At 48.0% G+C, this 22746-nt stretch carries 18 protein-coding genes; 10 read left to right on the top strand and 8 right to left on the bottom strand.

The genetic code is table 11. The features are described 5' to 3' along the window. Positions 1-46: 46 nt before the first annotated feature. Positions 47-1174: a hypothetical protein gene (locus ACYZZ0_RS12525; RefSeq protein ID WP_461536970.1), complete on the bottom strand. Its 1128-nt coding sequence runs from the start codon at positions 1172-1174 to the stop codon at positions 47-49. A gap of 194 nt (positions 1175-1368) precedes the next feature. On the opposite strand from ACYZZ0_RS12525, the gene ACYZZ0_RS12520 reads away from it, so the two are divergent. From ACYZZ0_RS12520 to ACYZZ0_RS12500, 5 genes are all read left to right on the top strand, one after another. Beyond that, entirely contained in the window at positions 1369-2397 is a 1029-nt protein-coding gene (locus tag ACYZZ0_RS12520) for an AraC family transcriptional regulator (RefSeq protein WP_461536969.1), read from the top strand. 276 nt (positions 2398-2673) lie between these two features. Further along, positions 2674-3750, top strand: coding sequence for an AMP-binding protein (locus ACYZZ0_RS12515; RefSeq protein WP_461536968.1), 1077 nt, complete (start codon positions 2674-2676; stop codon positions 3748-3750). Positions 3751-3972: 222 nt separating this feature from the next. Next, positions 3973-5178: an acetyl-CoA C-acetyltransferase gene (locus tag ACYZZ0_RS12510; RefSeq protein ID WP_461537157.1), complete on the top strand. Its 1206-nt coding sequence runs from the start codon at positions 3973-3975 to the stop codon at positions 5176-5178. 12 nt (positions 5179-5190) lie between these two features. Beyond that, positions 5191-7332 carry a 3-hydroxyacyl-CoA dehydrogenase NAD-binding domain-containing protein gene (locus ACYZZ0_RS12505; RefSeq protein ID WP_461536967.1) on the top strand — a complete coding sequence of 714 codons (2142 nt, stop codon included), beginning with the start codon at positions 5191-5193 and terminating at the stop codon, positions 7330-7332. Positions 7333-7420: 88 nt separating this feature from the next. Next, positions 7421-8602: a CaiB/BaiF CoA transferase family protein gene (locus tag ACYZZ0_RS12500; RefSeq protein WP_461536966.1), complete on the top strand. Its 1182-nt coding sequence runs from the start codon at positions 7421-7423 to the stop codon at positions 8600-8602. Between the two features lie 75 nt (positions 8603-8677). Here the strand turns inward: ACYZZ0_RS12500 and ACYZZ0_RS12495 are convergent, their stop codons facing one another. From ACYZZ0_RS12495 to ACYZZ0_RS12485, 3 genes are all read right to left on the bottom strand, one after another. Beyond that, a complete protein-coding gene (locus ACYZZ0_RS12495) occupies positions 8678-9166 on the bottom strand; it encodes an ankyrin repeat domain-containing protein (RefSeq protein WP_461536965.1) in 489 nt (162 codons plus the stop codon). A gap of 79 nt (positions 9167-9245) precedes the next feature. Continuing rightward, entirely contained in the window at positions 9246-10748 is a 1503-nt protein-coding gene (locus ACYZZ0_RS12490) for a catalase (protein WP_461536964.1), read from the bottom strand. Positions 10749-11100: 352 nt separating this feature from the next. Then, a complete protein-coding gene (locus tag ACYZZ0_RS12485; RefSeq protein WP_461536963.1) occupies positions 11101-11589 on the bottom strand; it encodes a glutathione peroxidase in 489 nt (162 codons plus the stop codon). A gap of 170 nt (positions 11590-11759) precedes the next feature. Between ACYZZ0_RS12485 and ACYZZ0_RS12480 the strand changes: the two genes are divergently transcribed. From ACYZZ0_RS12480 to ACYZZ0_RS12470, 3 genes are all read left to right on the top strand, one after another. Continuing rightward, a complete protein-coding gene (locus ACYZZ0_RS12480; RefSeq protein ID WP_461536962.1) occupies positions 11760-12503 on the top strand; it encodes a DsbA family protein in 744 nt (247 codons plus the stop codon). 95 nt (positions 12504-12598) lie between these two features. Then, positions 12599-13009 carry a lactoylglutathione lyase gene (gene gloA, locus ACYZZ0_RS12475; RefSeq protein ID WP_461536961.1) on the top strand — a complete coding sequence of 137 codons (411 nt, stop codon included), beginning with the start codon at positions 12599-12601 and terminating at the stop codon, positions 13007-13009. A 122-nt stretch (positions 13010-13131) separates the two neighbouring features. Next, a complete protein-coding gene (locus ACYZZ0_RS12470) occupies positions 13132-13971 on the top strand; it encodes a protein NO VEIN domain-containing protein (RefSeq protein WP_461536960.1) in 840 nt (279 codons plus the stop codon). A gap of 409 nt (positions 13972-14380) precedes the next feature. Here ACYZZ0_RS12470 and ACYZZ0_RS12465 read toward each other — a convergent pair whose 3' ends face one another. The 4 genes from ACYZZ0_RS12465 to ACYZZ0_RS12450 all read right to left on the bottom strand — a co-directional run bounded on the left by ACYZZ0_RS12465 (position 14381) and on the right by ACYZZ0_RS12450 (position 20016). Then, the gene (locus tag ACYZZ0_RS12465; RefSeq protein WP_461536959.1) at positions 14381-14566 is read right to left on the bottom strand and encodes a hypothetical protein; all 186 of its coding nucleotides are present in this window, start codon (positions 14564-14566) and stop codon (positions 14381-14383) included. A gap of 210 nt (positions 14567-14776) precedes the next feature. Then, positions 14777-17062 carry an NUDIX domain-containing protein gene (locus ACYZZ0_RS12460; RefSeq protein ID WP_461537156.1) on the bottom strand — a complete coding sequence of 762 codons (2286 nt, stop codon included), beginning with the start codon at positions 17060-17062 and terminating at the stop codon, positions 14777-14779. A 267-nt stretch (positions 17063-17329) separates the two neighbouring features. Further along, positions 17330-19000 carry a hypothetical protein gene (locus ACYZZ0_RS12455; protein WP_461536958.1) on the bottom strand — a complete coding sequence of 557 codons (1671 nt, stop codon included), beginning with the start codon at positions 18998-19000 and terminating at the stop codon, positions 17330-17332. 173 nt (positions 19001-19173) lie between these two features. Beyond that, positions 19174-20016 carry an NUDIX hydrolase gene (locus ACYZZ0_RS12450; protein ID WP_461536957.1) on the bottom strand — a complete coding sequence of 281 codons (843 nt, stop codon included), beginning with the start codon at positions 20014-20016 and terminating at the stop codon, positions 19174-19176. A 196-nt stretch (positions 20017-20212) separates the two neighbouring features. On the opposite strand from ACYZZ0_RS12450, the gene ACYZZ0_RS12445 reads away from it, so the two are divergent. Both ACYZZ0_RS12445 and ACYZZ0_RS12440 read left to right on the top strand, forming a co-directional pair. Next, positions 20213-22012, top strand: a complete 1800-nt coding sequence (locus ACYZZ0_RS12445; RefSeq protein ID WP_461536956.1) for an extracellular solute-binding protein — start codon at positions 20213-20215, stop codon at positions 22010-22012. 111 nt (positions 22013-22123) lie between these two features. Then, positions 22124-22741: a CoA pyrophosphatase gene (locus ACYZZ0_RS12440; RefSeq protein WP_461536955.1), complete on the top strand. Its 618-nt coding sequence runs from the start codon at positions 22124-22126 to the stop codon at positions 22739-22741. The last annotated feature ends 5 nt before the right edge of the window (positions 22742-22746 follow it).

The following is a 22746-nucleotide window of genomic DNA, read 5'->3' as shown; positions in this document are numbered from 1 at the left end:
TATCCTCCGCATATGCTATCCGGCCTGATGCTATCAGGTCGGATAATCACGCTGTCTTAACATAATTTTCAGGCCACTGATCCCATACCCGGGCAAAATTCACCGCAGCCATATCTGCAGATGATGAGTTCTCAAGTTTTGTCAGCTGCTTTTTGCAATCATGCAGGACAGCATTCACAGCAAAATCATCTCTTCTTTTCACCAGGTCAGTCATCAGTGTCTCTATCTTTGAGTGGATAGCCCGCAACTGCCTGTTCTCTGCAACACTCTCCGGCAAGGCGATAATAGCATCCTGCAACGTTGTCAGCTCCGCCCGCATATCATAGGCACAGCCCATAATTTGATTGATTTTTGCCGGCTGTAGCGATAACCGGCGCAGCTCGGAAGGACTGGCCTGAGCCATCCATGATGTACGTGCCCGCAGCGCTATAGCCTGCTTTTTTTCAGCCAGATTGCCACTTTTATCCATTCTGGCAACATCGTTATGATCAACGGGTTTGGGCCCCTGCTTTACCAGATCAATAGCAACCGCCATATTCAGGAACATTCGCAGACTGTTCAGATGCGGGTTGGAATAACCTGCCACATCAATCTGACGCAGCTTGGCTATCAGCGCCAAATCCCTTTTACCGAACGAAACCTGCTTGAATAGCGAGAACATCCAATCCTGTGCTGCCAGATCATCGCCGGGATTATCAGCTTTCAGTTCGGCTATGGCTTTCTGGATTTTCAGGGAAAAAGCTTCGATTGCATGGGGACTTTTGGCATCCAGCCTTTTCAGATCGCGCTTTAGCCGCTCGGGTTGTTGATGATAGCCAGGCAAGGCCTTCTTTTTTTGTTTCAGATCGGTAGGCTCTTGTCTCACCGGTTGGACATGCGTTCCCTCAGTACGAACAGGGCTCAGCTTTTTATTAAGGGCCTCTGCCGCCAGCTTTGCAGACATCTGGCGAATATATCCCTGACCGGGAACAGGTTGCACCGTAGTCTGACGCCCGGTCAACTTGCGATAGATTTTGCCAACAAAATGCCTGAACCCTCGCTGGCTGGATTGTTCTACCGGATGTTTCTGGACCTGTCGCCCCTGATGCCTTCCCAGCAGCACTCGCCCGGCTTCGCGGAAGTGTCCGACTTTTATTTCAGCCGCTGCCAGCCGGAACCTCTGCCCTATTTCCATAACGCTCTCTTTCTCAGACCCTGCTCTGTTTTATCGGCCACCAGCGCTGAAAAGTGTGTTATCAGGCTTGACATCAACAGCAACAATCCCTGATGGTTGCAGGCGCACAACAAAGTCATCCCATGCAGAAAGGTTCCCGTCAGAACGGGGATAGAAAGCCGGCTGTAGAGCAAATAATAAAAAGGCCCGGAATAATGAGCCAGAGATCGACCGTCGCGAATATATTTATCCAGGCCATTCTGGATGCGGCTGCAAGAAGAGGGTTAGACCGCCCTGCACTGCTGCGAAAGGCCGGCATTGATCAGGAAGTCCTCAGCAATCCGGAAATGCGACTGAGTGTTGATCAATACAGCAACCTGCTGCGGCTGGTGATCAACCAACTGGATGATGAGTTATTCGGACTGAGCTCACGCTCTATCAAGCCCGGCAGCTTTGCCATGATGTGTCATGCCACCATTCACTGCCAGAACCTGCGGCTGGCACTGGAACGGGCGGGTGCTTTTTACCGGCTGCTAACCGATAGTTTCAGATTTCGCCTGACCGAGCATGGGGATGAAGCCCGGATCAGGGCTATTTATGAGCCGGATGAGGCCCGTAACAGCCGTTTCAGCCTTGAGACTGTATTTGTCGTGGCTTTGCGCTGGGGCAGCTGGCTGATTGATCGGCATATCGCGCCGGACCAAATCCTGTTTACCTTTGACAAGCCGGATTACAAAAAAGAATACGAAGCGATATTTGCCTGCAATATGCAGTTCGGGCAGCAATATAATGAGCTGATTTTTCCCCGGCGCTACCTCGATATGCCGGTTGTGCAATCACCGGCAACTCTGGATCATTTTCTTGCTCTACTTCCCGGGCCCATGTTGCTGCGCTATCAGAACGATGACAGCACAACGGCACAGGTAAAACGGCTACTGGACGACGCTGACTGTATGGCTGCGGTAACACTGGATCAGCTGGCTATTCAGCTGCATACAACGCCTCAAACCTTACGTCGGCATCTGCGGGCAGAAGGCAGTTCATTCCGCTCAATTAAAGAGTCATTGCAAAGGGATAAAGCCATTTATCTGCTGACCCGACAACAGTATCCGATTCAGGAAGTCGCGCAGCATCTGGGCTTTTCCGAACCCAGCGCCTTTCATCGTGCATTCCGCAAATGGACCGATGAAACCCCGGCAAGTTGTATTGCCCGCTATCGGGCCAACAGTCGCAGAACCGGATAAGTCTGCTTATGCACTGCAGATATAAGGAACGATAGCAACTTGATCCAACACTCACAGTACTGGTAATGTTGGTGTCTGCATTATTCCACAGGGACAATCACAGGATTCCGGCCATGTTGTGTTGTGATCACATTAATGGTTTTGCCAGTCGCTGTCGTTTGCTGTCGACGGCCTGTAGTGATCACTCCTGTTGTCTCCCGACTCCCCGTCCCGTTCCTCCTGTAATTGTCCCGGACTTCAGTCAAACCTGAAGCATAGCCAAGAGAAAACACCTCAATGCGCACCGGTTCCAAAGTCTCCAGACATCTCTTCAAACAGCAGGATATCGCCAACGAGGAAACCCTGGACAGTCTGTTCCGCCGGGCCTGGGCCACACATCCACAACGTATTGCCCTGGCAGACCCTCCGGATCGGGCCAACTTTACAACCGGCCACCCTCTTCGCCTCAGCTATCAGCAAGTAGAAGACAGAGTTCGCTGGACTGCAGCCCGGTTGGTCGAAACCGGCATTGGTAATCACGATATCGTACTGACTCAACTGCCGAATATTGCCGAGTATGTAATCCTCTATCTGGCAATCGCTCGTATTGGGGGAGTTATCGCTCCAGTACCGCTCAACATCGAGACAGAAGAACTCAATAAGGCCGCCGCTTATACCCGTCCAAAAGCCTATATTGGCACGGTATATAACGGGGTTCATTTGTGCGAAGCTGCACGTCAGGAATTGCCGGACTTTTGCCGTATTTTATCCCTGAGTGAAGAGAAAGAATCCGATATCGAGTTTCTTGATACCTCGACCGAGTGGACAGAGCAGGAATACAAAAGCCTGATTCGTCACATGGAGTACACCGATCCTCAACCCGGAGATATGTTTTCTGTACTCTATGGCCATGGTGAATTCCACCACTACAGCCATGGCGACTGGCTGCATGCAGCCTCGCTGATCTATATCAGTGCCGGCCTGCCGGAAGACGGTACGCTGCTATGTCCGGTTTCGCTCGACAGCACTGCGGGTATTGGTGTGTATCTGTACAACTGGCTGATGGGTTCAGCCCGATTGGTGCTGCATCAGTCACAGGATGCCGAGCAGTTTATTACCCAGATTATCTGCGAACATGCCGACTATGCACTGGCTCCGCCGGCACTGTCTTCTTCACTGGCCTCTCACTCCGGTATATCCAAAAGTGATGAAACATCGACTGTAGCTGAATCCCAGCCACTTCACAGCTGTGATATTTCGACACCGTCAGAAAACCAGGTGTGCTCATTGCAAGATATCACTCAGTTTCTGACCCATCAGATGCAGGAACCTGCACTGAAAGCGGAACAATCACTGCTGAAATTTCACTACTAACCCCTATCAGATCTAGTAGCTGATATCAGCTGCCAAAAACCGCATGCTTAAACATGCGGTTTTTTTTATTTGCGTACAACATATTGTCAATCAGGATGACATATTAGGTCATTGCGACCCACAGCCAATCCGTTAGCCTGACCGGGTACTTAACAGCGTTGTCGATGACTCCATAATAAGAACGACAACTTATGCATAAACCATCAACAGGATACCTGCATGATGAGCGAGGCGCTGATTTTTGATGCCATTCGAACTCCCCGTGGCCGGGGCAAAAAGAATGGCGCCCTGCACGAAGTCAAACCGATTACTCTGCTGGCTGACCTGCTGAATTCTCTCCGTGACCGTAACAATCTGGACACCTCTGAAGTTGACGACATTGTTCTTGGATGCGTAACCCCGGTAGGCGACCAGGGTGCTGATATTGCCAAAACTGCAGCACTGGCTGCTGGCTGGGATGATGATGTGGCCGGTGTCACCCTGAGCCGTTTCTGTGCTTCCGGTGCCGAAGCCGTAAACCTTGCAGCCATGAAGGTGCGTTCCGGCTGGGAACAGTTGGTCGTTGCCGGCGGCGTCGAATCCATGTCCCGCATTCCTATGGGTAGCGACGGTGGTGCCTGGGCCATGGATCCTGAAACCAGTCTGGATACCGGCTTCATGCCACAAGGTATTGGTGCTGACCTGATTGCCACACTGGAAGGTTTTGATCGTGAGTCGGTTGACCGCTTTGCTGCTGAATCACATCAGAAAGCTGCGGCTGCATGGGCTGCCGGCAAACACAAAAACTCGGTTATCCCGGTGAAAGATCGCAATGGCATTGAAATTCTGTCACACGACGAACTGATTCGCCCTGACAGTTCTGCAGAAACACTGGGTGTCCTGAAACCTTCTTTTGCCATGATGGGTGGTCTCGGCTTTGATGGCGTGGCACGTGAAAAATATCCCCATGTTGAGTCCATTGAGCATGTTCATACTCCCGGCAACTCTTCCGGTATTGTCGACGGTGCCGCGCTGCTGCTGATTGGTAGTGAAGATGCTGGTAAAAAGCTGGGCATGAAGCCTCGTGCCCGAGTGGTATCCACCGCAGTATGCGGCACCGACCCGACAATTATGCTGACCGGTCCGGCTCCGGCTGCCCGCAAGGCATTGAAGGTTGCCGGCCTGAGTTTTGATGATATTGATCTGTTTGAGGTCAACGAAGCTTTTGCATCGGTTGTGATGCGATTCCAGAAGGAAACCGGTGTTCCGTTCGAGAAAATCAATGTTAATGGCGGCTCTATCGCTATGGGCCATCCGCTGGGTGCCACCGGTGCAATGCTGATAGGCACGCTGCTGGACGAGCTGGAAGCACGGGAGCAGCGTTACGGTCTGGTTACCCTGTGTGTCGGCGGCGGCATGGGCATTGCCACCATTATTGAGCGGATTTAAGGGAGCTGACCGATGACTTCTATTACCTATCAGAAAGACGACAAAGGCATTGTCCAGCTGATTATGGACAATCCTGACGGTTCAGCCAATGTAATGAACCAGTCATTCCAGGCCGATTTTAAAGCAGCTGTGGCGCGCGTCGTTGCAGAGCAGGACAGTGTGACCGGCATTATTCTGCGCTCCGCCAAGAAGACCTTCTTTGCCGGAGGTGATCTGAATGAAATCATTCAGGTCGGCCCTGAACGGGCAAGCGAGTTCTTTAATGAAGTGGAATCCATGAAGGCCGATATGCGCCAACTGGAAACCCTGGGCAAACCACTGGTTGCTGCAATCAATGGCGCAGCCCTCGGTGGTGGCTGGGAGCTGGCGTTGATGTGTCATCACCGGATTGCCCTGAATGACCCGCGGATCAAAATGGGACTGCCGGAAGTGACGTTGGGTCTGTTGCCCGGTGCCGGTGGTATTGCTCGCACAGTTCGTCTGTTGGGCATTGAAGCTTCGCTGCCGCTGTTGATGGAAGGTAAACAGCTGAATCCGGCCAAAGCGCAGAAAGCCGGACTGGTTGGTGATCTGGCAGAATCACAGGACGAACTACTGACTAAAGCACTGGCCTGGGTCGAGGCTCACACCGAATCTACCCAGCCTTATGACCAGAAAGGCTATCGTATTCCGGGTGGTACACCCTCCAACCCGAAACTGGCACCCAAGCTTTCCGTTGCGCCGGCCATGCTGAAAGAAAAAACCAAGGGCTGCTACCCGGCTCCGGAAGCCATTCTCAGTGCCGCCGTTGAAGGTGCCCAGGTCGATTTCGATACCGCTTGCCGAATTGAAACCCGCTACTTTGTTGAACTGGTAACCGGCAAGGTTTCCAAGAATATGATCAACACCTTCTGGTTCCAGTTGAATGAAATCAAGGCCGGTGCTGCACGTCCGAAAGCCTTTGAACGAAAAGCCTGCAAAAAAGTGGGTGTGCTGGGTGCCGGGATGATGGGCGCCGGTATTGCCTGGTCCTGTGCATCACGCGGTATTGAAGTCGTACTGAAAGATGTCAGTCTCGAAGCCGCCGAGAAGGGTAAAAGCTATAGCGCCGGATTACTGCACAAGCGACTGGCGCGCGGGCGTACGACTCAGGAGCAATCAGAACAGATTTTGAGCCGAATCCATCCAACCAGTGAAGCAGCTGACCTAGCCGGTTGTGATTTAGTGATTGAAGCAGTTTTTGAAGATCGCAAGCTGAAAGCCAAGGTCACTAAAGAAGCAGAAAACCAGCTGGCTGAAACAGCTGTATTTGCTTCCAATACATCGACCCTGCCCATTACCGGACTGGCAACAGCCAGTGAACGGCCGGCCAACTTTATCGGTCTGCACTTCTTCTCGCCGGTCGACAAAATGCCACTGGTTGAAATTATTCGTGGTGAACAAACTTCGGATGAAACACTGGCTCTGGCTTACGACTTTGTATTGCAGATCAATAAAACCCCCATTGTCGTTAATGACAGCCGGGGCTTCTTTACCTCACGTGTATTCGGCACCTTTGTAAATGAAGGTGTTGCCATGCTGGGCGAAGGTGTACCTGCAGCAGCCATTGAAAATGCAGCACTGCTGGCGGGTATGCCCGTAGGGCCACTGGCTGTTACCGATGAAGTCACCCTGAGCCTGACGGCCAAGATCCGTCGTCAATCCATGCTGGATGCTGAGGCAGAGGGACGTGAATATAAAGGACACCCTGCTGATGTTGTCATGGATCAGATGCTGGAGCTGGAGCGTCCCGGGAAATCCAGCGGTCAGGGCTTCTACGATTATTCAGCGCAAGGCAAAAAACTATGGCCGGGACTGAAGCAACAGTTTGGTGGTGAAAACCTGCTGCCGCTGAAGGACCTGAAAGAACGCCTGTTGTTTATTCAAGCCGTTGAAACCGCACGCTGTCTGGAAGAAAACGTGCTGACCAGCATTCGTGATGCCAATATCGGCTCTATTTTCGGTATCGGTTTTGCTGGCTGGAGCGGTGGCGCACTGCAGTATATCAACCAGTACGGTGTCGCCAAATTTGTTAGTCGGGCTGATGAACTGGCTGAAGCCTACGGCGACCGCTTTACTCCACCGAAGCTATTGCGTGATATGGCTGCTGAAAATAAACAGTTTAAAGACAACTAAGTCAGCAGTATTTATTTTGTATTAACAACATCAAGCCTGTCTGTATTACAGACAGGCTTTTTAAATAGAAAGTCAGGGGGATTTTGTTTTGGCAGGACCACTTGAAGGACTGAAGATACTCGACTTTTCCACATTATTACCTGGCCCCTGGGCCACCATGATAATGGCTGATATGGGCGCCGATGTACTGCGACTGGAGGCCATCAAGCGTCCCGACCTGATGCGTACATTGCCACCTTTCGTTGCAAAAAACATCTCTGCAACTCATGCAACCGTTAATCGTAACAAACGCTCACTGGCCATTGATCTGAAACAGCCGGAAGCCATCAAAATCGTTAAAAAGCTGGTCAAGGAATACGACGTTGTAGTTGAACAATTCCGCCCCGGTGTCATGAAACGACTGGGGCTGGACTATGACACGCTTAAAGCCGAAAACCCGCAACTGATTTATTGCTCTATCACCGGCTATGGCCAGACAGGGCCATTAAAGGACCGGGCCGGGCATGATATCAACTATCTGGCACTTTCCGGACTGGCCAGCCATACCGGCCGTAAAGACAGTGGCCCTGTACCTCCCGGTGTGCAGGTAGCTGATATCGCCGGTGGTTCCCACCATGCAGTAATGGGTATTTTGGCAGCACTTTATCAACGCCAGGCTTCCGGGGTTGGTCAGTATATTGATATCAGTATGGCTGATGCAGCACTGGCACTTAACGGACTGAACGGTGCGACCTATCTTTCCGGTGCTGAAGAGCCGGGATATGAAACAGAAACCCTGAATGGTGGTTTGTTTTACGATTTTTATCGCACATCAGATAACCAATATATCTCGATTGGTAGTCTTGAGCCCCAGTTTGCTATCGGACTGTTTCAGGCACTAGGTCATCCGGAATGGGCTGCTCGGGCGGCAGATTTTTCAGCAGAAAACCAGCAACAGCTGAAACAGGATATTCAGCAGGTTATCGGTAATCAGACTCGTGACTATTGGGCTGATTTATTTGGTGCAGCGGATTTCTGTGTCGAGCCGGTATTGTCCCTTGGCGAAGCCACTGAACATGAGCATTTTCAGGCACGGGAAATGGTTGTTGATGTCCCGCTGAATGATGGTTCACTACAACAGCTCGCCCACCCGATCAAATACTCCTCCAGTCAACCGGAGTATCGTTCTGCCGGGGCAAAGCTGGGAGAACACACCGCGGCAACACTTGAGCAGGCGGGATTCAGTGCCGCAGATATTGATAGCCTCTATCAGCAAGGTATCGTCGCCTGAATCATCGTAAAACAGCTCCGGAGCCTGTCCGGAGCTACTCTTCTTACAACATCACCTTTTTGATACTTACAAAAGTCACGGCGTACTCTCTACAAGCTGTGCAGCCGTCAGCTTTTGCAGAATATCTTTGCGGCCAAATACCCGGGCAAACGCTTCTGCCGTCTGACCAGCATTGTTTTCATGTTTCAGGTTACAGTCGCTTTTCATCAGACGATAAGCCATACCCAGCTCTCCCCTGAAAATGGCAGCCATCAGGGCTGTATTTCCCCGGTTATCCTGCACACAGGGATTAGCATCATATTGCAGCAACTTATCAAAGGCATCCTGTTGCCCGTGGTAAGTCGCCACCATTAAAGCGGTGTAGCCCTTTTGGTTCTGGATATCAATCGGGAACCCTTCTGAAACAAAGGTTTCGATTAACACAGCGTCGTTGGTTCGAGCCGCAGCAAAGAAGTAGTCTGTTAATACTTTGGCATCGTTTGAGTTCGAGTTGGATTCAGAAACGGCCTGAGCATTTCCGATAACAAATACAAGACAGCAGCAGATAAAAGAAATCCAGCGCATAAAATCACCAGAAAAGTGTGAACAGCGGCAAAGTACCGCTGCTCTTATGGGTTATCGGGACTGATTTATCGAGACAAGTTTATCGAGACAAAGCTACAACTGTTTTCAAATTACCATTGACGGCTTTGGTCAAGCGCTCGCCAAAGCCTTTGTCCGCCTGATAGAAGTGACTGAGCATTTGGTGTTTCACTTCACTGTTTTTAACCTGTCCAAGATCACCCGCCAGATTACTGATCAGATTGGCCTGCTCCTGAGCACTGAAGCTTCGGTAAAGATCCCCGGCCTGGGCAAAGGGTAACTGTTTGGAGATCGCGGCCTGTTGATAGCTACCGCTCAAAGGCAGCTCACTGTAACGGCCCTCGTTGCTTTCAGGCCGAGGATCCTGCCGGCTTGGCTGGTAATTTACATCTGACTTTTGATTGCCCTGATTACCAGCCCCATCCTGATTCCAGTTATTGACTTCAACCCGCGGACGGTTAACCGGAATTTGCTGATGGTTGGCTCCCAGACGGTAAAGCTGGGTGTCTGAGTAAGAAAACACCCGCCCTTGCAGCAACCGGTCTTCAGAAGGTTCTATACCGGGCACAATATTGGCCGGCGCAAATGCAGACTGTTCGGTTTCCTGAAAGAAATTATCCGGCACCCGGTTCAGCGTCATGGTGCCCACTTTGACTTCTTTGATATCCGGCCAGACTTTGGTGGCATCCAGTGGATTAAAATCAAAATCATCCAGCTGTGAAGGCTTCAGCACTTTAATATACAGATCCCATTGCGGATAGTTACCTGCGGCTATTGCCTTGTACATATCCCGGGTAGCATGACTAAAGTCTTTGGACTGAACCTTTGCAGCCTCTTGCGCTGTCAGGTTTTGAACACCCTGACGTGATTTCCAGTGAAACTTCACATAGGAAACATCACCACCGGCATCAACAAACTTATAGGCATGCACACCAAAGCCGTCCATCTGCCGCAGATTGGCCGGCGTCCCATAATCGGAATACACCCAGGTCAACATATGGGTTGATTCGGGAATATGACTGAAAAAGTCAAAGAAACGGTTGGGATCCTGCTGATTTGTCACTGGAGAGGGTTTCAATGAGTGAACCATATCCGGAAATTTAATTGCGTCACGAATAAAGAACACCGGCAGGTTGTTGCCGACCAGATCCCAGTTACCTTCACGGGTATAAAACTTGGTAGCAAACCCTCTGGGATCCCGCAGCGTTTCCGGAGAACCCTTGCTATGAATAACGGTTGAGAAACGCACAAACACCGGTGTTTCTTCACCTTTGTGAAAGACTTTGGCACGGGTTAAATCAGAGATATCCCGCGAGGCCTTGAATTCACCGTAAACGCCAGTCCCCCGGGCATGAACCACACGTTCAGGGATGCGCTCTCTGGCAAAGCGTTGCAGCTTCTGGATTAAATGAACATCCTGCAGAAAAACCGCACCGTTTTCACCGGCGGTATAGGAGTTTTGATTATCACCCACCACAGCACCGTTATCTTTAGTGAGAGGAGAAGCCAGTACGCTATTGGAAATGGCGAAAGCCAGCAGGGTATTGCGAGCAAATCGATACATGAGAAAGTCCTCTATTGTTTTTGCTTGCTGTTTCCATCAGCTTTTTGTTTTCCACCTGATTACATTGTTCTTGTTCTGAAATAATCAGGCTGCTTGTTGTGCGGAGATACTGCTAACCGCCTCACTAGCGATTTGAGCAAGTTGTTATTTAAGGCAGAAGTTAAATTTTCTTATTTCTCTGATAGCTATTACCTATCAAAAGAAGCAATCTAATTAAATGATGTTGATTTCGTTGGCTTTTTTGTGTGGGGAAAACAATGTTATTGCATGATCAATAACAATTAGACGAGAAAAAAAACTGTAAATTTTGTCGCGCCACAGGGCTGTGGCGCTTCGAATAACGACACAGATATCAGGCTTTCAACGCCCTTCTGATCTTGTATTCAATACTTTCCGGTTTCACCGTTGGCGCAAAACGTTCTATTACCTTACCGTCGCGACCTACCAGAAACTTGGTGAAGTTCCATTTGATTTTCTGGGTACCCAGAATGCCTCGCGCTTCCTTCTTCAGTTCCTGATACAGAGGTGCAGCGTTATCGCCATTTACCTCAATTTTTTCAAATACCGGAAAGGTCACACCGTAGTTTTTTTCACAGAAGGCGGCAATTTCATCGCTGCTCCCCTTCTCCTGCTCACCAAACTGGTTGCAGGGAAAGCCCAAGACCACCAGCCCCTGATCCTGATATTTTTCATAGACTGCTTCCAACCCCTTGTACTGGGGTGTAAAGCCACAGTTGCTGGCGGTATTTACGATCAGTAATACCTTGCCACGGTACGCTTCCAGCGATTGCATCTGACCATTCAGCAACGGCATCTCATGCTTAAGAATATCTGCTGACATCAATTCCCCCTCATTAATACAACAGCTAGATTCAGGCATTCTATGCACAAATACTTACATTGCACAGCATTCATTAACAATCAGCCGCGGGTAGCAGGCATCGCATCGAAGTTCAGTTATGTTACAGTGGCAGGGTTAGAACACTCTTTTATATGACCAGAGAGCCCTTGATGAATCTCAGAAAACTGGCCCTCGCCGGCCTGATGGCGGTTGTCGTTTCCCCGACCATGGCCACGACTGGCGATCTTTTCAATACTGACCAGAAAGAAGAAATCCAGAATATCGTAAGGGAATATCTGCTGGAAAATCCGGAAGTGCTGCTGGATGTATCCCGCGCACTGGAAGCCAAGCAGAAGCTGGCACAACTGCAGAACGACAAGCTGATTATTGCCGAAAATGCCGACGCCCTGTTCAACAGCCCGGCTGATCCGGTCGGTGGCAACCCGAAAGGCACCATTACTCTGGTTGAGTTCCTGGATTACAACTGCGGCTACTGCAAGCGTGCACGTCCGCTGGTTGAGCACCTGGTCGCAAACAACAGTGACCTGCGGGTAGTTTACAAGGAACTGCCGATTCTGAGTGAAGGTTCAGTCTACGCCAGCCAGGCGGCAATGGCTGTAAACCAGCTATGGCCGGAACAATACACCCCGTTCCATGAAGCCCTGATGTCCGAGCGTGGTGTTGATGCCGCCAAGGTCAAAGCCGTTGCTGAACAACTGAAGCTGGACTGGGACAAGCTGGAAGCAGCGCTGCAAAGCGAATCCGTCAAGCAGGCCCTCAATGCCAACCATCGACTGGCCTCTGAACTGGGTATTTCCGGTACCCCGGCCTTTATTATGGGTAGCCAGATTGTACGCGGCATGAACCCGCAGGCGCTGCAGCAAGCATTGGAAGAGGCTCGGGAAGCGCTCTAACCAAAAATCAGGTATTATTGCCTGCAGAACCTCTTCACAACGGCCATATCAGATGGCCGTTGTTGTTTTCTTCAACATCAGAAGTGACATTCTCCATGCAAGTTCTGCACACCATGATCCGGGTCGGCAACCTGGAAACCTCTATCGACTTCTACACCCGCATTCTGGGCATGAAGCTGCTGCGCCAATCCACCAATGAAGAATACAAGTACACCCTCGCCTTTGTCGGCTACGGCGACGAAAGCGAAGGCAGCGCGGTTATCGAACTGACTTACAACTGGGGCACCGAGTCCTACGACCACGGCAATGCTTTTGGCCATATCGCACTGGGTATGGAAGATATTTACGCAGCTTGCGACAAGATTCGTGAAGCCGGTGGCCAGATCTCCCGCGAGCCGGGTCCGGTTCTGGGTGGTAACACCGAGATCGCGTTTGTGACTGACCCGGATGGTTACAAGATTGAGTTGATTCAGATGGCTTCTGCTGAGGCTGGGTTGGGGAACTAAATACTACTTTTTCTGTTGTCGCAGCCTAGAGATATACGGGCTGCGATATATCATCAATTTGCCGTTTATTCCCGCACAGCATCCTGGTAGCCTGGTCACTTTATTACAACCAAGCAATAGCCATGTCTAAAGACTGGACTTCAGAAGAGCTGACAGCAATTGTTGCCGACTATTTCTCCATGTTAGCTCAAGAGTTGGCTGGCAAAAAATACAATAAAACCCAGCACCGCCGTACTCTTTTGACAAAAATCCCTCTAAGATCATCGGGCTCAATAGAGTTTAAGCATCAAAACATCAGCGCCGTACTCCATCAACTTAATTTGCCCTCTATAAGTGGATATAAACCGCTTCACAACTTTCAGGGAAGCTTGGTTGGTGCCGTAGAAGCCTGGCTGGAGGCTAATCCAGATCTTCTTCACATCATTAAATCTGATGTTCAGCTCAAGGTTTCATCACGTGTAACTGCCGATTTCAAAACATGGTTGGATATGCCGCCACCCATTCAGCCTCCCAAACAGGTGACAGTTTTCAACCGGAAAGTGACTAAAATTTCTGCAGTAAACTGGCTTGCAAAAGAAGCTGCAAATCAAAGCCTTGGGCTTGCAGGAGAACAACTAGTTCTAGAATATGAAGACCAACGCTTGAGAGGCCTTGGAAAGAAAAAGCTGGCAGAAAAAATTGAACATACCTCTAAAGAGATTGGAGATGGTACCGGTTTCGATATTTTATCTTTTAATCAATCAGGTGAACCGAGACATATCGAAGTTAAAACCACACGCTACGGAAAAAACACTCCATTTTGGCTATCTGCAAATGAGTTGAGCTTTTCAGAAAGTAATCCTGAAAGCTACTATCTATACCGTGTCTACAACTTCAGATGCACCCCTAAGCTTTTTATGCTAGACGGATTAATAACTGATCATTGTCAGTTGAAAGCACAGCAGTATATGGCTACTTTCTAAATTTGGATTTTAGCTCGATAGTCATTGAGTCATCAGCCAAGTTTATTATTCCCGTTTGAACTGCACTGAATTACCCAATGAGAGATTTTGACGAAATTATAAATGACAACCCTCTTGTAGCAGCCCCAATAGGCGATGATTCTAATGAAATAGACGGTCGTGACTTCAGCTCTGGAGCTGGACACACCCTGAGGACTGGATAGCACTTCAATCAATGCACCCTGCCCAAGTGTGGACAGTCCTGGATTGTGATGGGGAGCTATTTGTTTGTAACGGCATACACTATGTGAATCGCCTTTATTATCTGGTGACTGAAAAACCACATGAAGGCGATGAAATGGAAGATTTTACATGGTGACACCAAGTTTTATGGCACCAGGTTAGCGGAATTGCATCAAGAAAGGAGTCGTCACTCATCAACCATTTCAAGAAGCGAATCGAAGCTCCAAACATAGATACACACCAGCATTTCATTGATCACTTTTTTCTCTTCAGACGACGCTTTTTGGAAAATTTCTTTCATCAGCTCCGATTGATGTTTGCTATCTTCAGTATCATTACTGGCTTCTTCGATAATTTTCTCAATAAGGTTCATAGCTCAGCTCTTACTCAGAAATCTAAATACTGAGCAAACTTTAGGCTTCAGGGCTGTTTTGCGCACCCAGGAAGTCAAGCCCCCCCATCACCCACCAAGCTTAGATCAACCCAGCACATTTCAAGCGTAACGAGCACCATAACCCATCGTTTTCAGAAAAGATAAATAATGAAAGTTAAAGAAAAAAGCCTGCTAATGCAGGCTTTTATTTTATTGCGCAAACAGATCCGCAGGAATCAGAGCTTCATAATGATCCCGTCGTTGCAAAATGACGATGCGCTGTCCTTCAGCAAAAACACCGGGTTTGAATCCCTGCGTATCGTCACAATGGTGATCCCATTGAGGATGGCTGGACTCAAAGCACAAACTAATAGGTCTGATAGAATTCAGCATTTGCATTTCAAGGTCTGTTGCCCAGACACCCGGTTGAGCCTGATATAACAGGAAAGCGTCGATCGGGTTAAGATTGTGATGACATATAGAAAACTCAAATACCTCTTGCTGACAATGGTATAGAGTAGGAAATGCTTCTGCTGTTCGACAGGCATCATCAAGCCGTTCCTCTAGCATACTTTGTCGCTTCAGAAAGACAGCATAGGTACGAAAGTACTGCGCCAGAGCCTCAAGCCGCTGTTCTTTTCCACCCCACGCTGGTACCTCACCTCCAGGTGTCCTCATCATTACCCACTGGTCAGGCATAATCATCTGATGCAAGTGAGCAATGGTAGGATCGTCATTAAGTTCCAGAAGGAAGCCGACCAGATCATCGGTTGTATCATGCAGACCTACAGTGAACACATCCGGAGTTGCCATGAACTCACGAAAATCTGTTCGGCCTGTCAGCAAGGTTTCTATTTCATCCTGGATAGCCTGGGGATTTCTGCCTGTAACAACATCCGCGACCAGAGCATGCAGCCAGCCTGACAAGTAGGCCAGATACAGACAATTTCCTCCTGAACGCATCACCTGAAGATAGTATTTATCACTATGATACCGGCCCTGCTCTGTACGAATGACCTCATCAAATCTATAGAGATAAGACATGGCAGAGGGTCTCAGATTATCGTCATAAGCCCGAACAAAATCCCCGATATTATTGGTATCAGCTTGTGCTACAGGCGCGGGAGCCGGAAGTTCATGCTGTAAATCTGAAAGCATAATCGGCTGAACCGCTGGTGTTCCAAATCCAAGCGCCTGCAGTTCAGGTAAAACCTGATCAAGTGTTTTAACTTTACACGCAAAGTCTGTGGCCAGCTTATTATCAATAGCAGCAACATAGACCGCAAACTGCTCAGGGGAAAACTGCTGTGGATATTTTTGCATCAACGCGAGGTACAGTCTGACCTTATGCTTGAAGTAGTTTTTGGTAAAAGCCGTTGCTGAAATATCGCACGGATTAATACCATTGAACATCAAGTGAGCATTTGCAGTCGCGCCCTGATACTCATTCCATGCTGTCTCGCCCTTCACAATATCAACCAATGTTGCAATATTTTCTGAACTGGTCGTTGTGATATCAGGTATCAGGACCTCTCTATGCTGAGCGATACACTCCAAGGGTTGTATGACTACTGGTGGCTGAACCTCCGCAGGAGTTGAAACAGGTACTACATGAACAGGAGGTACAGAATCGACCATTGCTCCAATAACTGATACGTCCGGCTGAGACAGTTCAGAGCTGATACATTGCCCAATAAAAGAGTTTACTGAAGACGTGTTGCTGCAACTGTCATTATAAACGGCTGATGTTTCAATACTCCTTTCTAACGCAATAGAGTCCGCACCCAAGGAATACTCCCTTGGAGGCATACAACTAACACCCGGGCTACTGAACGGAGCCTTTCTGATCTCAGTTGGAGTTAAACCAAGAATAGAAGCCAGAACCATATCGCAGGAGCTTCTCGCCTCTACATTTATCATGACATCAAACATATTCAGCGCAGTACAGGTCTGACACTCAACCATCATTGCACGGGACAGTACCCATAACAGCCTGTATTCCAACTTGTGCTCCAACGATGGATCAAGAACATCAACAATGGTGATCGGTTTTCCAACAGGAAAACGGCTGTGATCATTAATATCATTAAAGTTAAACCAGTTGCGCAATGTTCTTATATCGATCAAGGATACTTGCGTCACTTCATGCAATGCCTGGCTCGAGGCATCAACGGGGAGCAATGACTGAGCTTCCTTAACTTGCTGTTCTAACTGGTTAGGGTCAAATAGTTTTGGAAAACGATACTGTGGGTTTGGCTCGTGTATTTGATCTGGGGAAAGAAAAAACAGGCCTCGGCACGTTTCATCACCCGTGATATAAACCGTATGATCATCATAGGTATAGCTGCGATTAAGATTTGTAAGATCCTCAAGGTTTAAACTGATCTTTAATTCTTCCAGCACTTCCCGGGCAGCAGTGTTTACATGGAACTGGTCTGCTGGCTGCAGAACCCCACCAGGCAGGCGCCATAATCCCTGATGCTGGTCATACACCATCACAACCTTGAGTTCCGGATCATGAGAAATCGGGTCGAGTCGAGTTGTCAGCATTAATACTGAGGCTCCAGGAGGACCCGCTGCAGCTGATATAGAGATAAGCAATAACAAGCAAAACAAACCACGTCTGAGCATCAGAACCTCCTTGTCCAAGCAACATCAAGTGTATTGACAGTTGTCCAGACTAAATCACAGGAGAAAATGAATAAATCAGACATTAGTAGTATTCATGGGTTTTATTGTATGTAGTACAGGGATTACTTCTGGTTAAGAGCCTGAAATAAACATTTTTTTAGGGATTAGTACATCAAAATGATTTTTTTGATGAAAAATCACAATATCACTACCTTCAGGATACATTCCCGGCTTAAACCCCTGCCGGGTTTCACAGTGCGCATCCCAGGCTTCATGACATTCGTGATAACATAAGCTGAATGGTCTGATGTTATACAACATCTGCATTTCAAGATCTGTGGCCCACACTCCGGACTGTGACTGAAAATACCAGAACTGGTCAATCGGATTTAAATTCAGGTCTTCATAATATTCTGCAAAATTTTTTACTGCACCAGCGCACTGATAGTATTCTGGATAAAAACCTGCTGTTAACATCACGCTATGCCGATCAGGCTCATTAAGCATATCCTGACGCCGAAGAAATACAGCATAATTTCTGAAATAGCGCACTAAAGGTTCTAAAACCTTTTCTTTCCCACCCCAGGCCCATTCTGTTTTACGGTCTAACCTGATCTGCACGAAATGGTCAGGCATAATCATTTGATGCAAATGACTCATTGTTGGAACCTGATTTAACTCCAGCAAAAATGCTACAAAAGCATCTGTTGTATCTTCCAGCCCAACAGCTTGAGAGTTAGGCTCTACAAGATATTGGCGAAACTCTGACCTTTCATTAATTAATTTACCAATTTCATCTTCAATTGCTAAAGGATTACGCCCTGAAGCAACATCATAAACCAATGCGTGTAGCCATCCGGATAAATAAGCTAGATAAAGGCAATTACCACCGGGAAAAACATTTTGAAAATAATACTCATCATTATGAAAGATGGCTTGGCGCGACTGAAAAACATCTATTAAACTATAAAAATCAGAAAAAGCTGAAGGAATAATCCTGTAATCAAAAACTCTTGTTTTTACTCCAGTTGAGTAATCAGAGCATGCTCCTCCAGTGCCCGAGGTAGCTCTTTTCTTTCTAATGTTCTTTTTAGGTGCACCCAGTACTTTGTCTTGTGAAACCCTGAACTGTGTAGCAAGGACTTTATCAACAGTTTTTCTGGTTTTATCATCAGACATAAGGTCCAGCATGCATAAAGCACTACAGGCAGGACTTTCAATCATAAAGGCTTGAGACAATACCCATAGAAACTGATAATCCAGCTTGTATTTTTTTGCAGGGTTGTCCTGGTCAACAATTATGACAGGTTGACCAACCGGGTATAGGCGGGAATCTTGTAAATTATTAGTCATTATCCAGCGGTGTATTTTTTTCACCTCCACAAGGCAGACTTGTTTTATTTCATGTAACTCATGATTTGCTGCATTCATAGGAAAGCGCGCTTGTGCCTGTTTTATTCGTCGATCCAGGCTCAATTTTTCAAACTTTTCCGGAAACAGGTAATCCGGATCAGGAGTATGCACACCATCAAGAAAGAACAATCCATGGCAGGTATCATCTCCTACGACATAGACAGTGTGATCGTCATATGTATAAGTTCGGTTCAGGTTAGTCAGGTCTTTGACATTGAAATTCAGCTTTAACTCTTCAAGCATTTCACGTGCAGCAGTATTTACATGAACACCATCGGCAGGCTTCATTACACCACCAGGAAGACGAAGCGCTTTCTGATTGACGTCATATGCCATAACAACCATCAGCTCTTTTTCCTGTGAGACAGGGTTGAGCCGGGTCGTCAGCATAAAAACAGATGCTCCAGGTGGAGAACCTGAAGCATATACTGAAACAAGCATTATCAGACAAAACAAACTACGCCTGATCACGTGTTACCTCCCTGTTTTATTCTTAGGCTGAAGTGAGTATTTGTCACAAAACAATTTAAATCTGCAATTTATTGAGACGCAAGTTTAAATTATTAGTCGTCATCCTCATCTTCATCATCATCTTCATACTCTACTTTTGGAGCCTTACTAATTTCTTCATAAGTCGTGCTAAAATAACCTGCCAGTACACTATCAAGGTAAGCTCTTTGTTCTGAAGGTGTTATCAGTTCCAACATACATTGAGCTGAACACCCTGAGCTTTCTAGCATTGTTGAATGAATCAAATCATATAAGGCGTAATAATCAATCTTGTGTGTTGCAGTCGGATCATATTCTGTTGGAAAGTCAATAGGGTTACCTATAGGAAACTCTCCACTGCTGGCAATATCGTTTGTCTTCAGCCAAGTTAGAATTCGACCTATTTCTACCAATACTACTTGTTTAACTGCATGCAACTCTGGAGAAGCAGGTGACTCTAAAGCTTGTACTGTTTGTATTGACTCTTCAATTTTCTCACTTATAAATGTAGCGGGATAAACATAGCCTTGAATGGGTACTTTTTTTCCATCAAGAAAAAATAAACCTCGACAGGTCTCATCACCAACGGCATAAACTGTATGGGTGCCATCGGTATAGCTACGATTTAAATTCGTTATATCATTGAAGCTAAAATCAAGCTTCAACTCTTCTCTCACTTTACGAATGGCCGTATTGAAATGATATCCACCATCCTCTGCCTTCATGCTCCCGCCAGGCAGGCGCCAAACTTTTTTATTTTCATCGTAAACCAGAACTACCATTAAATCTGTTTTATTCTCCTCCACGTCTATTCGAGTGGTTAACATGAGAACCGATGCCCCTGGAGGCCTTGCCAGAACTGAAGTCGACATAAAAACAAAAAATAGGATAAAGCCGGTTAATAATCGTTTAAACATCAAAGCTTCTCCATAAACTGAAGATCCATTTCTTTTAAAATATCATATAAAAATATACAAAAATAAAAAAAAACAAATTAGACCTTAGTATTAGAAATTATTGATTCAATTAGAAAAAATCCAACTTAACATATTCAAGAAAACTAGATTTTAGACGATATTTACCGTGATATTCTAATTAAGCCAGAATAGAAAAATGAAACTGAATAATATCAATTTAACTCTTTTATTATTTTTTTCTTTATCTTGTAAGCTATTTGCCAATGATATTGCTCAATCAGCTATTGCCCTCCATCCTCCTCACAAGTACCCATCAAACTTTCATCATTTTGATTATGTTAATCCCAAGGCACCCAAGCGAGGGCTGTTCCGACAGGCGGCTTATGGCAGCTTTGATACCCTGAACCCGCATATTCCCAAGGGCACACCCGCCGAGGGGATGCATCTGGTTTATGACAGTTTGATGGTGCGCTCGGGTGATGAGCCTTTCAGTTTGTATGGCCTGATTGCCGAAACGGTGGAGCTGCCGGAAAGCAACACCTGGGTTGCATTCAATATCAATCCCAAAGCTCGGTTCCATGATGGGAAGGCCATTACCGCGGAAGATGTCGCCTGGACATGGAAAACCCTGCAACAGCAAGGCTCGCCCCGCTATCACAGTTATTTTGCCGATATTGCCCGCATTGAGGTTACAGCGCCGCTGCGGATCAAGGCGACCTTCAAGCATGGCAATAACCGTGCCCTGCCCTTTTTACTGGCTCAGCTTTCTGTACTGCCCAAGCATTTCTGGGAAAAGCCTGAAAATGATTTCAGCCGGGGTGATCTGAGCAAGCCGCTGGGTAATGGTCCTTATCGTATTGGTGAGGTGAAGCCGGGGAAATCAGTCAGTTATCTACGGGTTGATGATTACTGGGCCGAAGATCATCCGGTAAATCGCGGGCGATATAACTTCAATACCGTCTTCTATGAGTACTTCAAGGATGACACGGTTGCACTGGAGGCCTTTAAAAAAGGTGAGCTCGATATAAGAATTGAAGGCGACCCCAAGCGCTGGAGCACGGCTTACAATATTCCTGCGATCAAGAATGGTGATATGCGGATGGAGCGTATCCTCAACAGTAGTCTGGGGATGCAGGGCTTCTTCTTTAATCTGCGTCGGCCGACATGGGAGAGCCGGCTGGTTCGGCAAGCCGTGTCCAAAGTCTTTGATTTTGGCTGGACCAACAGCAACCTGTTTCATGGTCTGTACCGTCACGCTTACAGCTTTTTCTCCAATTCGGAGCTGGCAGCCACCGGCCTGCCGACTGAAGCGGAGGAACGCTGGCTGAAACCTTTCAATGCCGATCTTCCTGCCGACTTGTTTACTCAGCCCTGGCAACCGGTGGTCACCCGGGGCGATGGAGATATTCGCCCGCAGCTGGTTGCAGCCCTGCAACTGCTTGCAGCCGCTGGATGGAAAATGCAGCAGGGCCGGTTGATGGACGATGACGGAGAGCCATTCCGGTTTGAGATTCTGCTGTCACGTCCGGATCTGGAGCGCGTCGCACTGCCCTTTAAAACCAACCTTGAGCGGTTGGGAATGCAGGTCAAGATTTCCACTGTCGACAGCGCCCAGTATGTTGAGCGGCTGCGCAATCATGACTTCGATATGATCTTTACCGGTTACTGGCCTTCACCGGCGCCGGGACTGGAAATTATGAATTACTGGCACAGCAGTCTGGCCGGTAATGGCAGCACCCAAAATATTACCGGTATTCAAATGGAAGCGGTTGATCGTATACTGGAAGGAATCATTGCCGCCCGATCTCGCGAAGATCTGGTGACCCGGGTTCGGGCGCTGGATCGTATTCTGCTCTGGCAAGCTGTTGCCATTCCGGCCTGGTACAGCAATGAATGGCCGTTTGTTTACTGGAAGTATCTGGCACATCCGGTCAATCCGCCCACCTATGGTGCAGGGCTGGATACCTGGTGGTTCCGCGGCGATGACGATGAGTGAAACTGAAATTGCATTCTCAGCGTAGGTCACAATAACAAGAACACTGGCACATCGCTTCGCTTCTTGATCTGGTAGCTAAAAAAGACCAGACCTTTGAACAGTGTTCGACAGATGAATACAGATAAAATCTATAAAAGGAATATCATGCTCGATACGGTCTGCACCCGCCTGCAACAACACCAGCCCCGGCCCCTGCATGCCGATATGCCGGAAGCAGCCGTACTGATCCCTCTGACCGACACCGCTCGCGGCTTTGATATTATCCTGACCCAGCGTGCAGCCCATCTGAATACTCACAGCGGCCAGGTCGCCCTGCCCGGTGGCAAGCGGGATGATACCGATGCCTCACTGGCTGAAACCGCTTTGCGGGAAACAGAAGAAGAAATCGGGCTGGATCGTCACCATGTATCGCTAATATCTGAAATGAGCCCGGTGGTGTCCCGGCACGGCATCAAGGTAACTCCTTTTACCGGGCTGGTCCCGGAAGGTGTCAGCCTGTGTGCCAATGAGGATGAGCTGGATAGTATCTTTCGGGTACCGGTTGATTTTCTACTGGAAGATCGCCGGCTTCGCACGGACCAGATCAGTTTTAAAGGCAGATCCTACCATATTCCGGCCTGGCAATATGATGGTTACACCATCTGGGGACTCACCGCCATGATTCTGGTTGAGTTTCTTAATGTCGCCTTTGATGCAGGTATGCAGCTAAAAGCCGAGCCTCAGACCTGAGCTGC

It is taken from the genome of Spongorhabdus nitratireducens, assembly GCA_947387575.1.
Taxonomy (GTDB): Bacteria; Pseudomonadota; Gammaproteobacteria; order Pseudomonadales; family Endozoicomonadaceae; genus CANDOC01.
Note: the sequence above shows the minus strand (reverse complement) of the source record. Positions and strands in the feature narration are given on the sequence as shown.

Excerpts from the sequence above, each read along its gene's own strand:
- gloA (WP_461536961.1), top strand. The coding sequence starts at position 12,599 with ATGCAAGTTCTGCACACCATGATCCGGGTCGGCAACCTGGAAACCTCT.
- ACYZZ0_RS12525 (WP_461536970.1), bottom strand. The coding sequence starts at position 1,174 with ATGGAAATAGGGCAGAGGTTCCGGCTGGCAGCGGCTGAAATAAAAGTC.
- ACYZZ0_RS12505 (WP_461536967.1), top strand. The coding sequence starts at position 5,191 with ATGACTTCTATTACCTATCAGAAAGACGACAAAGGCATTGTCCAGCTG.
- ACYZZ0_RS12455 (WP_461536958.1), bottom strand. The coding sequence starts at position 19,000 with ATGCTGACGACCCGGCTCAACCCTGTCTCACAGGAAAAAGAGCTGATG.
- ACYZZ0_RS12485 (WP_461536963.1), bottom strand. The coding sequence starts at position 11,589 with ATGTCAGCAGATATTCTTAAGCATGAGATGCCGTTGCTGAATGGTCAG.
- ACYZZ0_RS12450 (WP_461536957.1), bottom strand. The coding sequence starts at position 20,016 with ATGTTTAAACGATTATTAACCGGCTTTATCCTATTTTTTGTTTTTATG.
- ACYZZ0_RS12495 (WP_461536965.1), bottom strand. The coding sequence starts at position 9,166 with ATGCGCTGGATTTCTTTTATCTGCTGCTGTCTTGTATTTGTTATCGGA.
- ACYZZ0_RS12520 (WP_461536969.1), top strand. The coding sequence starts at position 1,369 with ATGAGCCAGAGATCGACCGTCGCGAATATATTTATCCAGGCCATTCTG.
- ACYZZ0_RS12470 (WP_461536960.1), top strand. The coding sequence starts at position 13,132 with ATGTCTAAAGACTGGACTTCAGAAGAGCTGACAGCAATTGTTGCCGAC.
- ACYZZ0_RS12510 (WP_461537157.1), top strand. The coding sequence starts at position 3,973 with ATGAGCGAGGCGCTGATTTTTGATGCCATTCGAACTCCCCGTGGCCGG.
- ACYZZ0_RS12515 (WP_461536968.1), top strand. The coding sequence starts at position 2,674 with ATGCGCACCGGTTCCAAAGTCTCCAGACATCTCTTCAAACAGCAGGAT.
- ACYZZ0_RS12465 (WP_461536959.1), bottom strand. The coding sequence starts at position 14,566 with ATGAACCTTATTGAGAAAATTATCGAAGAAGCCAGTAATGATACTGAA.
- ACYZZ0_RS12440 (WP_461536955.1), top strand. The coding sequence starts at position 22,124 with ATGAATACAGATAAAATCTATAAAAGGAATATCATGCTCGATACGGTC.
- ACYZZ0_RS12445 (WP_461536956.1), top strand. The coding sequence starts at position 20,213 with ATGAAACTGAATAATATCAATTTAACTCTTTTATTATTTTTTTCTTTA.
- ACYZZ0_RS12460 (WP_461537156.1), bottom strand. The coding sequence starts at position 17,062 with ATGGTGTATGACCAGCATCAGGGATTATGGCGCCTGCCTGGTGGGGTT.
- ACYZZ0_RS12490 (WP_461536964.1), bottom strand. The coding sequence starts at position 10,748 with ATGTATCGATTTGCTCGCAATACCCTGCTGGCTTTCGCCATTTCCAAT.
- ACYZZ0_RS12480 (WP_461536962.1), top strand. The coding sequence starts at position 11,760 with ATGAATCTCAGAAAACTGGCCCTCGCCGGCCTGATGGCGGTTGTCGTT.